The organism is Chitinophaga sp. 30R24 (genome assembly GCF_049056765.1).
Classification (GTDB): Bacteria; Bacteroidota; Bacteroidia; order Chitinophagales; family Chitinophagaceae; genus Chitinophaga.
The window spans coordinates 1,070,037-1,086,763 of record NZ_JBJGXX010000001.1 but is presented as its reverse complement, the minus strand read 5'-3'; the positions used below and the strand labels follow the sequence as shown (position 1 = coordinate 1,086,763).

At 43.8% G+C, this 16,727-nt stretch carries 15 protein-coding genes; 5 read left to right on the top strand and 10 right to left on the bottom strand.

What is annotated here, in order from left to right:
• Positions 1 to 73: 73 nt before the first annotated feature.
• Together ACDQ55_RS04535 and ACDQ55_RS04530 are read right to left on the bottom strand one after the other, a co-directional pair.
• The gene (locus ACDQ55_RS04535) at positions 74 to 1,228 is read right to left on the bottom strand and encodes an MFS transporter (protein WP_420979960.1); all 1,155 of its coding nucleotides are present in this window, start codon (positions 1,226 to 1,228) and stop codon (positions 74 to 76) included.
• Positions 1,229 to 1,251: 23 nt separating this feature from the next.
• Positions 1,252 to 1,998: a DeoR/GlpR family DNA-binding transcription regulator gene (locus ACDQ55_RS04530; RefSeq protein WP_420979959.1), complete on the bottom strand. Its 747-nt coding sequence runs from the start codon at positions 1,996 to 1,998 to the stop codon at positions 1,252 to 1,254.
• 82 nt (positions 1,999 to 2,080) lie between these two features.
• Here ACDQ55_RS04530 and ACDQ55_RS04525 point away from each other — a divergent pair, with 82 nt between their 5' ends.
• Positions 2,081 to 2,617, top strand: a complete 537-nt coding sequence (locus ACDQ55_RS04525; RefSeq protein ID WP_420979958.1) for a 5' nucleotidase, NT5C type — start codon at positions 2,081 to 2,083, stop codon at positions 2,615 to 2,617.
• A 10-nt stretch (positions 2,618 to 2,627) separates the two neighbouring features.
• Here the strand turns inward: ACDQ55_RS04525 and ACDQ55_RS04520 are convergent, their stop codons facing one another.
• Both ACDQ55_RS04520 and ACDQ55_RS04515 read right to left on the bottom strand, forming a co-directional pair.
• Positions 2,628 to 3,167, bottom strand: a complete 540-nt coding sequence (locus ACDQ55_RS04520; RefSeq protein ID WP_420979957.1) for a helix-turn-helix domain-containing protein — start codon at positions 3,165 to 3,167, stop codon at positions 2,628 to 2,630.
• Between the two features lie 156 nt (positions 3,168 to 3,323).
• A complete protein-coding gene (locus tag ACDQ55_RS04515; protein WP_420979956.1) occupies positions 3,324 to 3,926 on the bottom strand; it encodes a helix-turn-helix domain-containing protein in 603 nt (200 codons plus the stop codon).
• A 506-nt stretch (positions 3,927 to 4,432) separates the two neighbouring features.
• On the opposite strand from ACDQ55_RS04515, the gene ACDQ55_RS04510 reads away from it, so the two are divergent.
• The 3 genes from ACDQ55_RS04510 to ACDQ55_RS04500 all read left to right on the top strand — a co-directional run bounded on the left by ACDQ55_RS04510 (position 4,433) and on the right by ACDQ55_RS04500 (position 8,085).
• A complete protein-coding gene (locus tag ACDQ55_RS04510; RefSeq protein WP_420979955.1) occupies positions 4,433 to 4,705 on the top strand; it encodes a hypothetical protein in 273 nt (90 codons plus the stop codon).
• Positions 4,706 to 5,153: 448 nt separating this feature from the next.
• Positions 5,154 to 7,067 (top strand): acetate--CoA ligase, encoded by a 1,914-nt coding sequence (gene acs / locus ACDQ55_RS04505; protein ID WP_420979954.1) that lies wholly within the window; start codon positions 5,154 to 5,156, stop codon positions 7,065 to 7,067.
• A gap of 79 nt (positions 7,068 to 7,146) precedes the next feature.
• Positions 7,147 to 8,085 carry an alpha/beta hydrolase gene (locus tag ACDQ55_RS04500; protein ID WP_420979953.1) on the top strand — a complete coding sequence of 313 codons (939 nt, stop codon included), beginning with the start codon at positions 7,147 to 7,149 and terminating at the stop codon, positions 8,083 to 8,085.
• Between the two features lie 182 nt (positions 8,086 to 8,267).
• Here the strand turns inward: ACDQ55_RS04500 and ACDQ55_RS04495 are convergent, their stop codons facing one another.
• From ACDQ55_RS04495 to ACDQ55_RS04470, 6 genes are all read right to left on the bottom strand, one after another.
• Positions 8,268 to 8,834 carry a L,D-transpeptidase family protein gene (locus tag ACDQ55_RS04495; protein WP_420979952.1) on the bottom strand — a complete coding sequence of 189 codons (567 nt, stop codon included), beginning with the start codon at positions 8,832 to 8,834 and terminating at the stop codon, positions 8,268 to 8,270.
• A 129-nt stretch (positions 8,835 to 8,963) separates the two neighbouring features.
• Complete coding sequence (locus ACDQ55_RS04490; RefSeq protein ID WP_420979951.1) at positions 8,964 to 11,903, bottom strand: M16 family metallopeptidase; 2,940 nt, start codon at positions 11,901 to 11,903, stop codon at positions 8,964 to 8,966.
• A 159-nt stretch (positions 11,904 to 12,062) separates the two neighbouring features.
• The gene (locus ACDQ55_RS04485) at positions 12,063 to 12,398 is read right to left on the bottom strand and encodes a hypothetical protein (RefSeq protein ID WP_420979950.1); all 336 of its coding nucleotides are present in this window, start codon (positions 12,396 to 12,398) and stop codon (positions 12,063 to 12,065) included.
• A 26-nt stretch (positions 12,399 to 12,424) separates the two neighbouring features.
• Entirely contained in the window at positions 12,425 to 13,360 is a 936-nt protein-coding gene (locus tag ACDQ55_RS04480) for an outer membrane beta-barrel protein (protein ID WP_420979949.1), read from the bottom strand.
• Positions 13,361 to 13,376: 16 nt separating this feature from the next.
• Positions 13,377 to 14,468, bottom strand: a complete 1,092-nt coding sequence (locus ACDQ55_RS04475) for a hypothetical protein (protein ID WP_420979948.1) — start codon at positions 14,466 to 14,468, stop codon at positions 13,377 to 13,379.
• 41 nt (positions 14,469 to 14,509) lie between these two features.
• The gene (locus ACDQ55_RS04470) at positions 14,510 to 14,995 is read right to left on the bottom strand and encodes an RNA polymerase sigma factor (RefSeq protein WP_420979947.1); all 486 of its coding nucleotides are present in this window, start codon (positions 14,993 to 14,995) and stop codon (positions 14,510 to 14,512) included.
• Positions 14,996 to 15,372: 377 nt separating this feature from the next.
• Between ACDQ55_RS04470 and kbl the strand changes: the two genes are divergently transcribed.
• Positions 15,373 to 16,560: a glycine C-acetyltransferase gene (gene kbl / locus ACDQ55_RS04465; RefSeq protein ID WP_420979946.1), complete on the top strand. Its 1,188-nt coding sequence runs from the start codon at positions 15,373 to 15,375 to the stop codon at positions 16,558 to 16,560.
• Positions 16,561 to 16,727: the final 167 nt, after the last annotated feature.

The following is a 16,727-nucleotide window of genomic DNA, read 5'->3' as shown; positions in this document are numbered from 1 at the left end:
ATAATAAAAATGTTTATTTACTGGTATTTTATGAAGCGTACAGTATATCACCAGTTAACCGGTACACCCTTATTTATATTTTTATCCTGGAAGACATTACCGCAATAGCAGCTCCCATAATTGCAATCATGGCGAAAGCAGCCCCCAGGCTGGTAGCCTGCGCCACAAAGCCGATCAGCGGCGGGCCGAAAAGAAAGCCTAAATAACCGATAGTGGAAACAGTGGCAATAGCCATACCGGGAGGCAATACAGCAGACTTGCCAGCAGCGCTGTATACCAGCGGCACTACAGCAGACACGCCGGCTCCAACCAACATAAAACCCAATACCGAAGGAAGCAAATAAGGAAAAACAACGGCTGTCATTAACCCGGTAGCAGTTAGCACACCGCTTAACAACAACATTTTCTTGGGACCCAATCTGGTTGTGAAATGATCTGCTATAAAACGCCCGGAAGCCATAGTGCTCATAAACGCTGCATAACCGGCGCCTCCCAGGGCTTCTTTTACCTGTATCACCCGCCGGAAATACACTCCGCTCCAATCGAACATAGTCCCCTCACATATCATAGAGCACATCGCAATAATCCCCAGGGTGAACAAAAAGCCATCCGGCTTTCCGAATAACGATCGGGTGCTGTTTTCATTTGGCACCTTCGCTACAATGCGGTTCATCGTAAATAATATGATACTCCAGGCAATAGCTGTGATCAGCAGAAAATGATACAAGGGCGCTACATGTAATCCCGACATGGCAATACCGATGGCTGCTCCGGTAAAACCAGCTACGCTCCACAAACCATGAAAAGAGGCCATAATAGAACGGCTGTATATGGCTTCTACCCCTACAGCCTGCGTATTAACCGCCACATTGGCCAGATTGCCGAAAAAACCGAAGAAAAAGAGAAAGAGGATCAGTTCCCACGAAGTATGCGCCAAGCCAAGCACCGGTAACACCGCTGCATAAGCTACCGATGCCAGTACCAATACCTGTCTGCTGCCATACCGGGATATCAGTATCCCGGAAATAGGTAGAGAAATCACCGAACCTACCGGCAAGGCCAATAACACACTTCCTAACCCAGCATCATTCAAATGTAATGCCTGCTGGATATCCGGAATCCGGGAAGCCCAGCTGGAAAAACACAACCCAGTCAGAAAAAATAAAGCGCTTACGGCAATACGTATCGTTCGTTTATTCATTACCGCTATCGATAAATCCTGTAACATCTTCGTCAGATAAATTTAAATGGTCAGATTACCTGTATTCCCAGGTTGATATATGGTGTTAATAAAGGCAGGTCGGGGTTATCGGTAATAATTGTATCCAGTCCCGTAATATCGCATACTTTAAAAGGTTCTGCGGTGCCCATTTTATCGCTGGTGGCCAACGCTATGGTTTTATTGGCCGCTTGCACCATCACGCTTTTTACGTCTGCTTCTCCCAGATCCAGCCCGGTTACGCCGGCGTCGGGATGCAAACTGCAAATGCCCAGGAAACAAATATCAGCCCGTAACTTTTCCAGCATACGAATGGTATCCATACCTCCAGCCGTTTGTGAATCCTTTCCTATGAGTCCACCGGTAAAAATCACTTCTATAACAGGATGTTCTACCAATGTAGCTACTATGGGCACGCTGTTAGTAATAACAGTGATGTGCAGGTTGGGCGGAAAAAGCCTGGCCAGTGTGAGCGTGGAAGTTCCTCCGTCTAATATGATCGTTTGTCCGTTGTGGATATAATCCAACGCCTTACGGGCAATTCGTTTTTTATCGTCTTCGTGGTATTGTATACGCTCTTTAAATGAATACGGGTTAGGTGAATGCGGAATAGCCCCTCCCCTCACTTTAATCAGCTGGCCGTTTTGTGCCAGGGATTCCAGATCTCTCCGCACCGTATCTTCCGATACCTGCAGATCGCTGCTCAAATCTGCCTGTAACACTTTATGGTCTGTTTGCAGCTTTTTAAGAATGTAATCCAATCTTTCCTCTTTCAACATGGTTTGCCATTTTGTGCAATATTATGTAATAATATGCCATATTATGCAAACTATTGCATAAATTTGCATAAAACAGCAAAATATGGCAAGAATTGCAATCGACATGGACAATGTAATGGCCGACCTTACCCAACATTTGCTACGGGTATACGAGCAAACATATGGTGCAGTAATAGATCCGCAACAACTGAATAACGTACCTGAAGGCAGCGCCTTCCCGGAGGGAGTGGCTATCCAGCTGATGAACACCCCAGGATTTTTCAGGGGAATACCAGTAATGCCCGGCAGCCAGGAGGTAATTAAAGCCCTGGCAGAGCAACATGAAGTATTTGTAGTATCAGCCGCCACAGAATTCCCCTTATCCCTGGCAGAAAAACTCGCCTGGTTAAACGAACACTTTCCTTTTATCAGTTGGCGCAATATTGTTTTCTGCGGCTCCAAAACCATTGTGGAGGCAGATTACATGATCGACGACCACGATAAGAACCTACGTTATTTTAAAGGAACCAGGTTATTGTATTCTGCCCCTCATAACCTGATGATAACAGATTATAAACGGGTAAATAGCTGGGAGGAAGTAGCGGCCTGGTTTGCTGCCAACGAGGTAGCTACGGTATAAGCCCATCCTGTTACCTGGATTCGAGGACATGAAGCCTTTTTTCCAGCGCGTCTAACCTCCGCATATACTGCTGCACTTCCATGCATTTATCGAGATAGGCTTCTATCCAATTGGTATCCTGTTTAAGCTCCAAATACCCGGTAAAATGCTCTGGTAGCAGTTCCAGGCAGCGCTGCAGTTGTTGCAGTTGCATGTCATTGAACTGGGGGCAATCAAACCAATCGTACATTTCATTGATATGCAGCTGTAGCCGGTCGGCCAATTGCAGGGGTTTTATCCGGTGCTGCGCCAGGTAAAGCAGCAATAATTCTCCCTGGTGCAAGGAATCATGGTTCAGCGAATCCCACTGGTGAAAAGCGGTCATGGTAACCGGTACCGCGTCCAATAATTTCTCCAATTTATTTTTTTTGATGACTGCCTGGGAAAAATAGCGGTATAAGCCTTGCGGAGTAAGTCCGGCTTTCTTCGCGTATTGCAGGATCACGATTTCCTTTTGCCTTAATATCCGCCGCAACCTGGCGCCGGCATGTATATAATATGGGACTGACATCACACGAACTTGTTTTGGTGAGAAATGGGGTAATTGCTACATATACAAATGTAATAATTTTCAGTTCCAGCAAAAATTATTATATCAAAATAAAATACGGGGAGCTACTTTTAAAAACAGGGTATCATCAGTACTTATCTGTACCAATATTACATTTTAGTCATTTTTTTTGCGTGCTACAGTTGTCAGGTCTTTTTTTAGTTGGAAGATTTCATCTTTGAGGGCAGCATTGGTTTTCAGTACAAGGTTATGTTCTTCTAACAGCTTATAGTATTTCTCCCGTAATATCATCATTTCCTCACTATCTGTTTGACGGGCTTCCTGTACAACGCCGGGGTTCAGGAAATTATCTACGTTCATATCCAGGCCTTTAGCTACCCGGTCCAGTTCATCCGGCGAAAAGGTGCTTTTTTCGAACAGGTTGTACATTGTTCGCCGGCTCATATTGAGGCGGCCAGCCAGTTTACTTTTGTTCAATCCCTTTTCTGCAATGATATGCTGCAGGCGTTCGCCATGATGAATAACTTTACCATTGGTTAATTGCATAGCGCCATTCCATCTCATAAACTCTTCCGGGGTAATACCTATAAGCGTACAAAAACGTTCCATGGTAGCCCGTTTCATATCGCTCTTCCGTAAGTGATAATGAGCGATTTGGTTGGTAAAACCTGCCATGGTGGCAAAGTCTACTATTTTTATTTTTTTCTGCTTCAGTATCTGTTTTAACCGGTGTCCCATGTGTATCAGGCTCGACTGCATCCTTTATATTTTAGTGATGATGCTACATACAGGCAGTTCCTGTTGTAATACCGTATAAATTAGTAATTAATATTTCATTACAAGAATAAAAATATCAATTTAACGAAAAAAATATAAGTCTGGAAACGGCCATGATCAAAACTTCTGCATAACTAACAGTAAAGTATATACGTTGCGGCTGAAATGAGTGCTGTAATATTGATATGATAACAACAATATCAAACTGAAATGATCAGTAAAATAGTCGAACATTATTGTGTAATTAATACACAGTTATCATATTAATAAATAACAACAAGCAACAGTTTTGACACTCATGGAAAACAGCTACTGTAGCCTATTACAAAGCGTGGAAAACTTTTTTAAAAAAGTATTATTTTATTGATATAATTTACACAGCGATAAATATATTTGATTATAAAAAAACGAATAGTCAACTATGAAAGAAAAACCTCAAGGCTCATATTTTTTTATTGTTAACCATATTTTCAAATTAACCGTATTCGATGCATAAACAGCCAAATATTTTACTCCACATCCACACAATACTTTCCGGACTCCCGGTACTTTTCAGGGAGAAAGTTTGTGAAGAATGCAATTGGAGCACGCCCACGTTCTATCGTAAAATGAGGGAAAAAGACAGGCCCAGTACAAGTGAGGCCGGTAAAATGATCCCTGCACTCAGCAATGCAGAAAAACAAAAGATCCTTGCTATTATGGAAGAGGTATACACTTCCGGGGAGGCCGTCCTTGAAAAATACCGTAAGGCCTCCGAATAACCAGTGATCATGCTTTATAACTGCTTTGCCATTTGTCTCTTTATAGCCCGGAACCTTTATAAATAGAGACAATGTACCAATTACTCCTGGGACCGACTAAAAAGTAATTCATTTTTAGCCAGCCCCAGTGTTTTATAAGCCCATTAACTAAGTTTTTCTAAAGAAAAATTTAGTTAATGGGCTTATAATCTGCACATACGTCTATAGATAAAATACCTGCAGCAGCAACTTGAAACCGCGATCAATTACCCGCACCCAAAGCAGCAACTAACAACATATCGCAGCTATCACTGCTCGCCCACACTTTTTCTGGCGGGCAACATCCACAAACGCCACCTGCAACTGTAAAAAAGTACTGCAGATTTTCTCTACCTAAACCAACCGGTTTTCCTTAAATTTAAAGCCTGCTAAAAACGCTTGTACTTAACCAATAAACAATTACGGTGCTATGTCGTACCCATACCAGATCAAGAACATTGAAGAATACCAACAGGCTTATCGTCAAAGTGAAATAGACCCGGAAGGCTTCTGGGCTAATATAGCAGACCATTTTTACTGGCGCCGCAAATGGGACAAAGTATTAGAATGGAATTTTAAAGACCCGGACATCAAATGGTTTACAGGCGCTAAACTCAACATCACCGAAAACTGTTTAGACCGCCATCTGGGAACGCTCGGTAACACTCCCGCCATTATTTGGGAACCCAATGATCCGGAAGAACACCATCGCATCATTACCTACCGCGACCTGTATAATAAAGTGTGCCAATTTGCTAACGTATTGAAAAACAATGGCGTAAAAAAAGGAGACCGCGTTTGCATCTATATGGGCATGATTCCGGAACTGGCTATTGCCGTACTGGCCTGCGCCCGTATTGGTGCAGTGCATTCCGTAGTATTTGGCGGCTTTAGCGCCCAATCTATTGCAGACAGAATACAAGACGCCCAATGCAGCCTTGTCATCACCTGTGACGGCGCTTTCCGCGGTGCGAAAGACATTCCGCTAAAATCTGTAATAGACGATGCTTTGATGACCTGCCCCACTGTAAAAAAAGTAATTGTTTGTACCCGCACCCGCACTCCGGTTAGTATGCTGAAAGGCCGCGACCTGTGGTGGGAAGATGAGATCAAACAAGTAGAAACAATGGGCAACCCTCCCTGTCCGGCAGAAGAAATGGATGCGGAAGACCTCCTGTTCATCCTATACACTTCCGGTTCTACCGGCAAGCCTAAAGGCGTAGTACACACTTGTGCCGGATATATGGTGTATGCCAATTACACCTTCGTAAATACCTTCCAATACCAACCCGGTGAAGTATACTTCTGCACTGCCGATATAGGTTGGATCACCGGCCATAGCTACATTGCCTATGGCCCGCTCAGTGCCGGCGCTACAACACTTATGTTTGAAGGTATACCTACTTATCCCGACGCCGGAAGACTATGGGAAATTGTAGACAAATTCAGGGTAAATATTCTATATACCGCCCCTACTGCTATCCGCAGCTTAATGGGCTATGGCCTGGGGCCTGTTAACCATAAAGACCTCAGCTCCCTCCGGAAGCTGGGCAGCGTAGGCGAACCTATCAACGAAGAAGCCTGGCATTGGTTTAAGGATAACATCGGTAAAGGCAGATGCCCTATCGTAGATACCTGGTGGCAAACAGAAACCGGCGGTATTATGATTACACCTATTGCCGGCATCACACGGGAAAAACCAGGGTATGCCACACTTCCCCTGCCGGGAGTACAACCCGTACTGGTAGACGAAAACGGCAAAGAGCTAAAAGGCAACGGCGTAAGTGGGAACCTCTGCATCAAATTCCCCTGGCCGGGCATGATGCGCAGTACTTACGGAGACCACGACCGTTTCCGCAAAACTTATTTTGCTACCTACGAAAACCTGTACTTTACCGGCGATGGCTGCCTCAGAGATGAAGACGGTTACTATAGAATCACCGGACGGGTAGATGACGTACTCAACGTAAGCGGCCACCGTATTGGCACCGCCGAAGTGGAAAATGCCATCAACATGCACGCAGGTGTGGTGGAAAGTGCCGTAGTAGGATACCCCCACGACATCAAAGGCCAGGGCATTTATGCCTATGTGATCATGGAACGCGTTTCCCACGATCCGGAACTCACCAAAAAAGATATCTCTCAAACCGTTTCCCGCATTATAGGGCCTATTGCCAAGCCAGATAAAATACAATTTGTAAGCGGATTGCCTAAAACCCGTTCCGGCAAAATTATGCGCCGCATTTTGCGGAAAATCGCGGAAAATGAACTAGAAAATCTCGGCGATATCTCTACCCTGCTAGATCCTGCTGTTGTAGAGGAGATCAAAAGAGGAAAATTATAATAACAAATAACCAGGGCTTTAGAGCTTGCTGTCAACAGGTATCTCTAAAGCCCTTCTTTATTAGCCCACTACTATGCTTATGAAGCGCTTCTTGAAAAAAACCGCCTGTACCTGCCTCCTGCTTTTTCTCTTACTTAATATTATCGCAGCGTTCCATGCCTGGAAATTTACCCATTTCTACAACGACGGCAGACGCAACAAGTTACCTGAAGAGATGAGCACCTGGGAAAAGAGCCAGATTATTCTCTTAGGAGTGCGCATATCAAAATCGGCCACTACCACTCACCCTGCAGTGCCTTATGAAACAGTGCTGCTCACCACGCAAAATGGGCTTAAACTGGAAGGTTGGTGGATACCGGTAAATGCCGCTAAAGGCACTATTATCTTATTTCACGGATATAATGGCAACAAGGGCTCCCTCTTCCCGGAAGCAGACCGTTTCCGTTCATTGGGCTACAATACTTTTTTATTGGATTTCCGGGCTCATGGCAACAGCGAAGGCAATACCTGCAGCATAGGCTATAAAGAAGCGGAAGATGTAAAGCTGGCCTGGGATTACGTTCATCAAAAAACTACGCAGCCTATTATCCTTTGGGGAGTTAGTATGGGTGCTGCCGCTATTCTGAAAGCAGTACCCGAATATGGTCTTACTCCACAAAAGCTGATCCTGCAAAGCCCGTTTTCCACACTCACTGATGCGGTAAAAAGCAGGATGCGCGCCGTACATTTGCCCCCCACCCCTTTATCACAGCTCCTCACCTGCTGGGGCGGCATTGAATTGGGCTTCTGGGGCGCCGGGTTTAAGCCGGAAAGCTATGCCAGAAATATACAGATGCCCGTGTTGTATTTCTACGGCCAACATGATATCCGCGTAATGCCGCATGAAACACAGGAAGTTTTTTCGCACCTCAGTAGTGCGCATAAACAACTGTATATTTTTCCGGATGCCGGCCACCAATCGTTCTGTGGTATAGACGGCGACGCCTGGATGAAGAAAGTAGCTGCTTTCCTGCAATAAAAAAGCGCGGCCCATCCGAGTGGAGCGCGCTCTTCACAGGATCTGACCCGCCAATTTATATTTAAGTCATGGAACAGCAATTACCTTACTGCTCCACTAGATGCCGTACAATAGCTTTGGGCTACTAAATTACGGCAAATGGCTGCCATAAAGAATCACTGGCAACAAGCCATACAAAAATCTTACCTGCGGATCACTACCGGTGTACCTACTTTTATTATCTCATATAATTCGTTCACATCCGCATTTTTCATACTGATGCAACCCAAAGTCCAGTTAATCTTGCCTTCTATATAATTATCCCGGATACCGGAACTATATTCTACGCCATGAATGCCAATAGCCCCGCCAATGGTTGCTTGGGCAGCCACTACGCCACGCTCCTGCCGCTGGCGGAATTTCTGCCAGGATTCTTCATTGGGATAATCCAGCAACATAAATCGGCTCCAGTTTTTATCCACCCGCTTACTTAAGATATGAAAAGTGCCTTCAGGCGTTTTACGATCGCCCTCCATCTGTTTATCCGTTTGATCACGGTTACCAAATACCACTTTGTAGATTTTCCGCAACGTAACATCTTCATACACGTATAAACGGTAATCACTCTTATCTATTAATAGAAATATTTTATCCAGATCAACATTGGCAGTTGTCAGGCGTACATTATATAAATCTGGTTCCGCAATAAATCCGCTGAATGGCAGTACACACAAAACAGCCACCAACCAGTAAAAACAGTACTTCTTCATAGGAGTAAATAAATATGCACATAACGGTGATAAATATGTAAATATTGCACTCAGGTGAAAAGGTAAAAGACCTGAGCAGATATTATATATCCACCCAGGTCTTCTACCTGTAAAAGTATACGGGAAATATTAGTACCCGAAGATCTCTTCGAGGCTTAGTGTTTTCACGTCTCCATATTTTTTCAGCTCATCGGCGCTGACTTTTTTCTGAGAAGCCACAATGCAATAAGTATAAGGCTTGTTTGCCAGATACTGATCGTGGAATTTCTTCACATCATCAAAGCTCAAACGATCAATAGATTCATATACCTGTTTACGTATGTCTGTACTTAACCCCAGTTTTTGTGCAGCCAAATAACTGAAGATAATGCCATCATCAGTAATACGTTCTGTTTCGATATCCTGCTTCATGCCTTCTTTGGCTGTTTCTAACAATTTATCGGAACGAGGGATATCGTTCAGCAGCTCGTTCATGCCTTCGATAGCATCTTTCATTTTATCTGCCTGGCTGCCTACATAAGCAATAGCAGAGTAGCGTTCTCCTTTCTTATCAGGAGTAACATAATAAGCGTAAGTAGAATAAGCCAATGCTTTAGATTCACGGATAGTTTGGAAAACAACAGATCCCATACCACCTCCAAAATAACTGTTGAACAGGGTAACAATGGCTGTTTTATCTGCATCGTATACATCTGTATTTCTCAGCCAGTTTACTTCTGTTTGCACCATGTCGTAATCAGCAAAGAGCACCTGGCTTTTATTCTGGTTATCTTTCACAAAGGCAACTGCTGCCGGGGCAGTTTTAAAGGTAGCCGGGAGCGGGTGTACTTTGTTGATATCTGCTGCGGTAGTAGCCAGTGGCTGCGGGCCCCAATAGATGATGGTGTGCTTATAGGCAGGCAGTTCATGTAAGATGTTGGTCAGCTCTGTAGCAGTAATACCATCCATTTCGGCCTGGCTCAACTGGTTATTGAAGGGGTTTTTAGCACCATACATAGCATAGTTCACCACTCCTTTCATGATGGCAGACTTATTCAATTTGTTATCTGAACGAGCTTTCTGCATGCGGCCTTTCAATGCTTCCAACGCGGCTTCGTCTGGCTGGCAGTTAGCAATTACATGTTCAAACAAAGCAACAGCCTTATCAAAGTTTTCCTGTAACCCGCTAATAGAAATGGTCGTGTTTTCTGCGGTGGCGGATACACTGAAATTACAAGCTATATTGTAGAATTCTTTACTGATCTGCTCTGCTGTATACTTATTAGTACTCAGATATTGCAGGTACTGGGCGGCCAATGGCAACTTTTTATCGTTCCAGCTCCCCATATCAAAACGGTAGTACAAACGGAAAAGGGCGTTGTCTTTGTTTTGCACATACATCATTTCCGTGTTACCTACCGCGGTTTTCTGGATATCTTTTTCATAATCCAGCCACTGTGGCTTTACAGGCGTTGCCGGCATAGCCGCAATCTGTTTCAGGAAAGGAGATTGGGCCTCACGGTTTACTTCTACCGGAGTAATAGCAGGTTTTTCAACTTTCTGAATATTCTTATCTTCTCCTTTACGTTTGTAAACGATCACATAATTATTGTCCAGGTATTTATTGGCGTAGTCTACAATCTGCTTTTTGGTAACATTACCCATATCATCTACATAAGCCACATCGTAAGCCCAGTTTTGGCCACGGCTTTTAATAAAACCGTCCATCAGCGAGGTAGCGCGGTTGTTATTACTTTCAAGACCTTGCAGTTCGCTAAGTTTTGCGTTGTTAACAATCGCTTTTACAAGCGATTCATCAAACTCTCCTTTCTTCAGTATCTTAAGTTGGTCTAACAGCAGTACTTTCACATCTTCCAGGGTTTGGCCCTGTTTAGCTTTACCACTCATGGAGAAAATGGAATAATCTTTCAGGCTCATTACCCCAGCGCTCGCATTCAGTACCTTTTGTTGCTTATTAAGGTTTAGGTCTACTAACCCTGCCTTTCCATTTTGGAGAATAGACGCCATTACGCCCAATATAACATTGGATTTCGTATCCAGGGCTCCGGGCATTCTAAAAGCGATATCAACGCTTTCTGCATCAGGACCTAATACTTCTTTTACCACTGGCGATTTAATCGGTGACTCCGGAGCAGGTTTGTATTCCTTAACCGGTTTGGGCTTCATATAGCCAAATTTTTGATCAATTGCTTTGATCACATAATCCGGATCGAAGTCGCCAGCCATTACTACAGCCATATTATTCGGCACATAGTATTCATTATAAAAATTACGGATAGCTTTGAGGTTGGGGTTTTTAAGATGCTCTATGGTACCGATAGTAGACTGTTGTCCGTAGTTATGCGTAGGAAACAGTGCTGCGAGCATGGTTTCGTATACCTTACGGCCGTCGTTGTCCAGACCACGGTTCTTTTCTTCGTATACAGCTTCCAGTTCTGTATGGAATAAACGGAAAACGGGATCACGGAAGCGCTCTGCCTGTACGGTCAGGTATTTGTCGATCGCATTAGAAGGTATATCTTCTTCGTAGATAGTTTCCTCCACCCAGGTATGCGCATTCGTTCCCTGAGCGCCCATACCAGACATCAATTTATCGTACTCGTTGGCAATCGCATATTTAGCGGCTACCCCGGAAACACTGTCTATTTGATGGTACACAGCTTTACGGGCAGCAGGGTCTACTGTTTTATTGTACTTATCGTACAGGTCTGAGATCTGGTCCAGCAGGGGTTTTTCTGTTGCCCAGTTCAAGGTGCCATATTCCTGGGTGCCTTTAAACAGGAGATGTTCAAGATAGTGTGCCAGGCCGGTATGGTCTTTTGGATCATTGTCGCTTCCGGCGCGGGTACCAATCAATGTCTGGATACGGGGTTCCTTTTTGTTAACACTCAGCATTACAGTCAGTCCGTTTTTCAACGTGTAAAAACGTGCCTTCATGGGATCATTGGAAATATACCGGTAGGTATAGCCACCGGAGGTAGCTTCCTTCCACTGGTATTTATCCTGTGCTCCTGCCATTTGCAAAGAGCAGGCAAACAGGAATAGTAATACGACTCTTTTAAGACTCATACAAATAGTTGGTTTTTTTTAAATATTCTATCAAATATACCGGAAGTGGAAAATAAAAAAGTATAAAAAAATGAGAATTGTATGAACGGTAGGCACAAGGAGTTGGAGCCGGTTAGCAAACCGGCACTTGGTATGGGGTAACAACAAACAAGTCAGCAATCAGGGGGTATTTGTGTTTAGTTCCAGCATGTATTGTCCTCTTACAAGCGCACGGCTGTATAAGGCAGAATCAGTTTTATGCCTGGAGACCATGGCTACCTGTTGTTTTTTAGTTCGTTGAGTACCACTGGGTGAAGGAGTAGACATTTCATTTTCAAATGAGATATAATGCGCCGGTAATTTTGCCGGCAAAACCGTCACGGGCAATTGCGGTACCCCTTCAGACAATACATTGTTGGTTTTATTATCAGGGGTAACGCCTAGCAAACGTTTTTCACAGGAATGAATCCATGCAATACAACTAATACATGTCATCAACGCAACAAAGGAACGCATAAAAATAGTTTAGGACCAGCCAAAAATTAGAAACCGTTCAACCGTAAGCCGATAGAGAACGGGTACTGTTTTAACCCATAATCATGCAAGGGGGTAAGGGCAAAATTTGCATACAACTTCACCGGACCATATCCTAATTCACCTGTCAATCCAAACTTCCATTTATTTAGATTGAAATCATCTGTTTTCCTCACTTTGCCTCTTTCTTCGCTTACTTGCTTAGTTTTGGATTTGAGGAGATAACCACCAGAGACACCAAAACTCGCCTGGAACGCACGGCTCGGGCGGGCTGGGTTAGAATTAAAGTTAAGCATCACCGGTATTGATATATACTCGGCAAATAGCTTGTTCTTCGAAAAATCTACGGTATCTCGGATTATCTGTGTAGGATACCCGGGCAAATAGGTAATATTCCGGGCATACCTATAATTGTTCATCTCTAATCCCAAAGCATATAACAAGTTAAGTTTGTGTTTTGTTATATTGAGTCGCTGCTCAAATAACCAGATATTGAAATTGATTGATTTTCCGGTAATTAATTTGAATTCTGAAGGCGTTAACGGCGCACTGGCCTCCCTGGGGGCAAACGTAGCCAGTCCTACTGCCGTGTAGTCATATTGTTTAGACATTGCTCCAGGCATTCCATAATAAGAAGTATAATTAGGATAATAGCTGATAATGCTGGCGCCACCGTAATCACTGCGGTCAATAAAGTTATTAAAGCCCAGGTCTATTATAAACCATTTTGTTTGCAGGTTTTTTCTAAGCTTCTGTCGTGCGTAGGCTGTATCGTTATAAAATTTATAGCTGGTTCTGCCTTTATCATTCTTTCCTTTTATAATAATCAGCCCTTTGATCTGTATGGTATCTGAAGTTGATGAAGAATTTTTATCTGCTTTTTGTGCTTGCGCCCATTCGCCACATATAACCAGTAACAAAATGAGTAAAAGTTTATGCTTCATATGTTATGAACACGATTTATGATTTATTCCTTTTACGGGAAAAAAACTTGGCTACGTTGGTTACTTTATCCAATAATTTACTATCGCTTCCGCTTACCGACATGATCAATTCCCCATGAACGGAAGGCGCTGCAGCAGGCGTTGTGACTTTATTAGCACTAGCGTTACCAGAAACTGTTGAGCTCGTTGCTAATACTGCTTCTTTTTTCGCATCCGGATGAACAGTCGCCACATTCATATTTCCGGCCTGTTGTAAATGCTGCTCCACTACCTCTTCCATAGAATTCCGTTGTGGAGGTAATGATGGTATTACCGGCGTTTCGGTTTTTGAAGTTACCGCAGGCGCTATTAGCTGCTCATTAACTGGCATTATAGGGTCCGCATCGGCAGTTGGTACTGTGTTGGCCTTTGCCGGGAAACTGTTAGCAGGCGTAGTAGTTACTTCCTTACGGGCTGGTATTCCGGTGTTAGCAATTGCTCGTACCGTTGATCCGACAATAGTCTTTTGCTGAACAGATGAGCCAGGTATAACCACAGCAGGCGCCGGAGCGGAGGCAGCATGATGCGCTATAACTCCCAACGATACGCCAACTTTTGCTTTTTCCGGTAGCAACCAGATAATTAGACCGGCGATCACGGCAGCAGCGGCAGCACCCCATGCAATACGACGGTATGCCAGCTGGGATTGCCGGGCTGTACCTCTGTATAGCGAACTTTTATTGCCAAAGGTCAATGCAGGGTCTGGTGTTAACTTAGCAGCCTGTAACAGTGCTAGTTCCTTTTGAGCGTTGGGCTGTTGCTGTAAGTATTCCTGTAATATTTTTTCTTCCGCAGCCGTCAGCTCTCCGTCGATATAGCTGAGCATGAGCGTGTCGTAGTCTGCGGCAGTTTCAGATAATGTTGTTTTATATAAGATGGCCTTATTTTCAAATACAATCTTCTCATCCGGTATCAACTTTATTCCGTCCAGTAACTCCAGTTCTTGTCTGAACTGTGGGTGCTTTTGAAGAAAAAGTTCCAGGGATGCCAGCTCCGCTTCACTCAGTTCACCATCCAGGTAACTGAGGAAGTAAGATTCATAATTTGATATGTTAATATCTATCGACAATACTTTTATTTATAATTAATTCTTTAGCAATTATAAAAATATTATATAACATTTTCCATCTTTACAAGATAGTTCTTTAGGTGAATTCTGGCCCGGTGTAGGTACACTTTTACCTGAGAAGGGCTTAGCGACATCATTTCTCCTATTTCCTCGTAGGAGTAACCTTCATAATCCTTCAGGAGTATCAGCGAGCGTTGTACTTCACTAAGCCTGGATAAAGCTCTTTCTATCACCTCCTTCGCATTATGGATCTTATGATCCGCTACTTTCTCCTCTTCTTTAAACTGATCTACCAAAGTGATCCGCTTTACCTTACGTACATGATCTATCATATTGTGGTAGCCAACTGTGAACAGGTATGATTTTGCCTTTTCAAAAGGCACATCCTGGCAGTGCTTCCACAATATTTCGAATGAGTTCTGTACTACGTCTCTGGCATCTTCCGCATGCTCAAGATTCTTAACGATAAAGCGGAATAAATTGTCCGAATACAGATCCACGCATTTATTGTATTCCTTTTCGGTCATTCCGTGGTGCGGGATTTTTGCGCAAAGTTCCGACAAATACTTTAATACCAATCACTGCTACATCCATACTTATTGCCCACACCCTACTCTAAGGCCGGCTTTTTTCTTCCCACAGCGGCAGCAACACTATCATTTAATTGACCATCAATTCCTTACCTAGTATGTTATTTTTGCATTTTTATTTATTGAAGGAAGAGATCTTTTTTATCATGATATTTTTACCATCATGATATTATTATGACGGAGGATAACCAGTAAATGTTACACCTGGGTCAAACTTTTTGCATATCGGGCCATTGCTAGTTTATGCGTTACATAAACGTAATACATTTATTACCCATAACTTTGGTTAGTCCAAATTAAATATTGCAAATTTTATGAATGAGAAGTTTATAGCTCGTTTACGAGAGGAACTCGGCGATATCAACAAAGCCGGTCTGTATAAGAGAGAGCGCATTATCACATCTGAGCAGGGAGCAGAAATACAGGTTGGCGGCAAAACTGTACTTAACTTTTGTGCCAATAATTACCTCGGGCTGTCGTCTCATCCGGCCGTTATTAAAGCGGCCAAAGCAGCCATTGATACCCATGGCTATGGCATGAGCAGTGTTCGCTTTATTTGCGGTACACAGGATATTCACCGGGAACTGGAAGAAAAGATCTCCAAATTCCTGGGTACGGAAGATACTATTTTATATGTAGCAGCTTTTGATGCCAATGGTGGTGTATTTGAGCCGCTGTTTAACGAACAGGACGCCATTATTTCAGACGCCCTCAACCATGCTTCTATTATCGATGGTGTACGGCTTTGTAAAGCGCAACGCTTCCGTTATGAGCACAACAATATGGCCGACCTGGAAGCCAAGTTGCAGGAAACGAAAGACTGCCGCAGCCGCATTATTGTAACGGATGGCTCTTTCAGCATGGACGGCACTATTGCCCAGCTGGATAAAATTTGTGACCTGGCTGATAAATATAACGCTATTGTAATGTCCGACGAAAGCCACTCTTCCGGCTTTCTGGGCAAAACCGGCCGTGGAACACACGAATACCGTGGTGTTATGGGCCGGGTAGATATTATCACCGGTACCCTGGGCAAGGCGCTGGGCGGCGCCTCCGGAGGTTTTACCAGCGGATCTAAAGAGGTAATCGACATGCTGCGTCAGCGTAGCCGTCCTTACCTGTTCTCTAACTCCGTGGCTCCCAGCATAGTAGGCGCCTCTATCGCCGTATTGGATATGCTGAGCGAAACCACCGCCCTACGCGATAAACTGGAATACAACACTAAATATTTCCGTAGTAAAATGACGGAAGCTGGCTTCGATATCAAGCCCGGCGACCACCCAATTGTACCAGTAATGCTATACGACGCCGTATTAAGCGCCCAATTTGCGGATAAACTACTGGAAGAAGGTATCTATGTAATTGGCTTCTTCTTCCCTGTAGTACCTAAAGGCCAGGCCCGTATCCGGGTACAACTGAGTGCCGGCCACGAACAGGAACACTTGGACCGCGCCATCGCTGCCTTTACTAAAATTGGTAAAGAGCTGGGGGTTATTCAATAGTAGTTACCTAACATATGCTATATAGCGGATCTTAAGCCGTAACAGCGGGAAGTTCTCAATCGGGTTTGTATGAAAAAATCACTGTAAAACCTGTTCTTCACGCTGTTGCGGTGTAAGATCCGCTTTTATCTTTTATCTCTTTACTGCCTTTTGGCTACTTTTGCACC

Coding starts and splice junctions, on each gene's coding strand:
- ACDQ55_RS04535 (WP_420979960.1), bottom strand. CDS start 1,228: ATGTTACAGGATTTATCGATAGCGGTAATGAATAAACGAACGATACGT.
- ACDQ55_RS04530 (WP_420979959.1), bottom strand. CDS start 1,998: ATGTTGAAAGAGGAAAGATTGGATTACATTCTTAAAAAGCTGCAAACA.
- ACDQ55_RS04525 (WP_420979958.1), top strand. CDS start 2,081: ATGGCAAGAATTGCAATCGACATGGACAATGTAATGGCCGACCTTACC.
- ACDQ55_RS04520 (WP_420979957.1), bottom strand. CDS start 3,167: ATGTCAGTCCCATATTATATACATGCCGGCGCCAGGTTGCGGCGGATA.
- ACDQ55_RS04515 (WP_420979956.1), bottom strand. CDS start 3,926: ATGCAGTCGAGCCTGATACACATGGGACACCGGTTAAAACAGATACTG.
- ACDQ55_RS04510 (WP_420979955.1), top strand. CDS start 4,433: ATGCATAAACAGCCAAATATTTTACTCCACATCCACACAATACTTTCC.
- acs (WP_420979954.1), top strand. CDS start 5,154: ATGTCGTACCCATACCAGATCAAGAACATTGAAGAATACCAACAGGCT.
- ACDQ55_RS04500 (WP_420979953.1), top strand. CDS start 7,147: ATGAAGCGCTTCTTGAAAAAAACCGCCTGTACCTGCCTCCTGCTTTTT.
- ACDQ55_RS04495 (WP_420979952.1), bottom strand. CDS start 8,834: ATGAAGAAGTACTGTTTTTACTGGTTGGTGGCTGTTTTGTGTGTACTG.
- ACDQ55_RS04490 (WP_420979951.1), bottom strand. CDS start 11,903: ATGAGTCTTAAAAGAGTCGTATTACTATTCCTGTTTGCCTGCTCTTTG.
- ACDQ55_RS04485 (WP_420979950.1), bottom strand. CDS start 12,398: ATGCGTTCCTTTGTTGCGTTGATGACATGTATTAGTTGTATTGCATGG.
- ACDQ55_RS04480 (WP_420979949.1), bottom strand. CDS start 13,360: ATGAAGCATAAACTTTTACTCATTTTGTTACTGGTTATATGTGGCGAA.
- ACDQ55_RS04470 (WP_420979947.1), bottom strand. CDS start 14,995: ATGACCGAAAAGGAATACAATAAATGCGTGGATCTGTATTCGGACAAT.
- kbl (WP_420979946.1), top strand. CDS start 15,373: ATGAATGAGAAGTTTATAGCTCGTTTACGAGAGGAACTCGGCGATATC.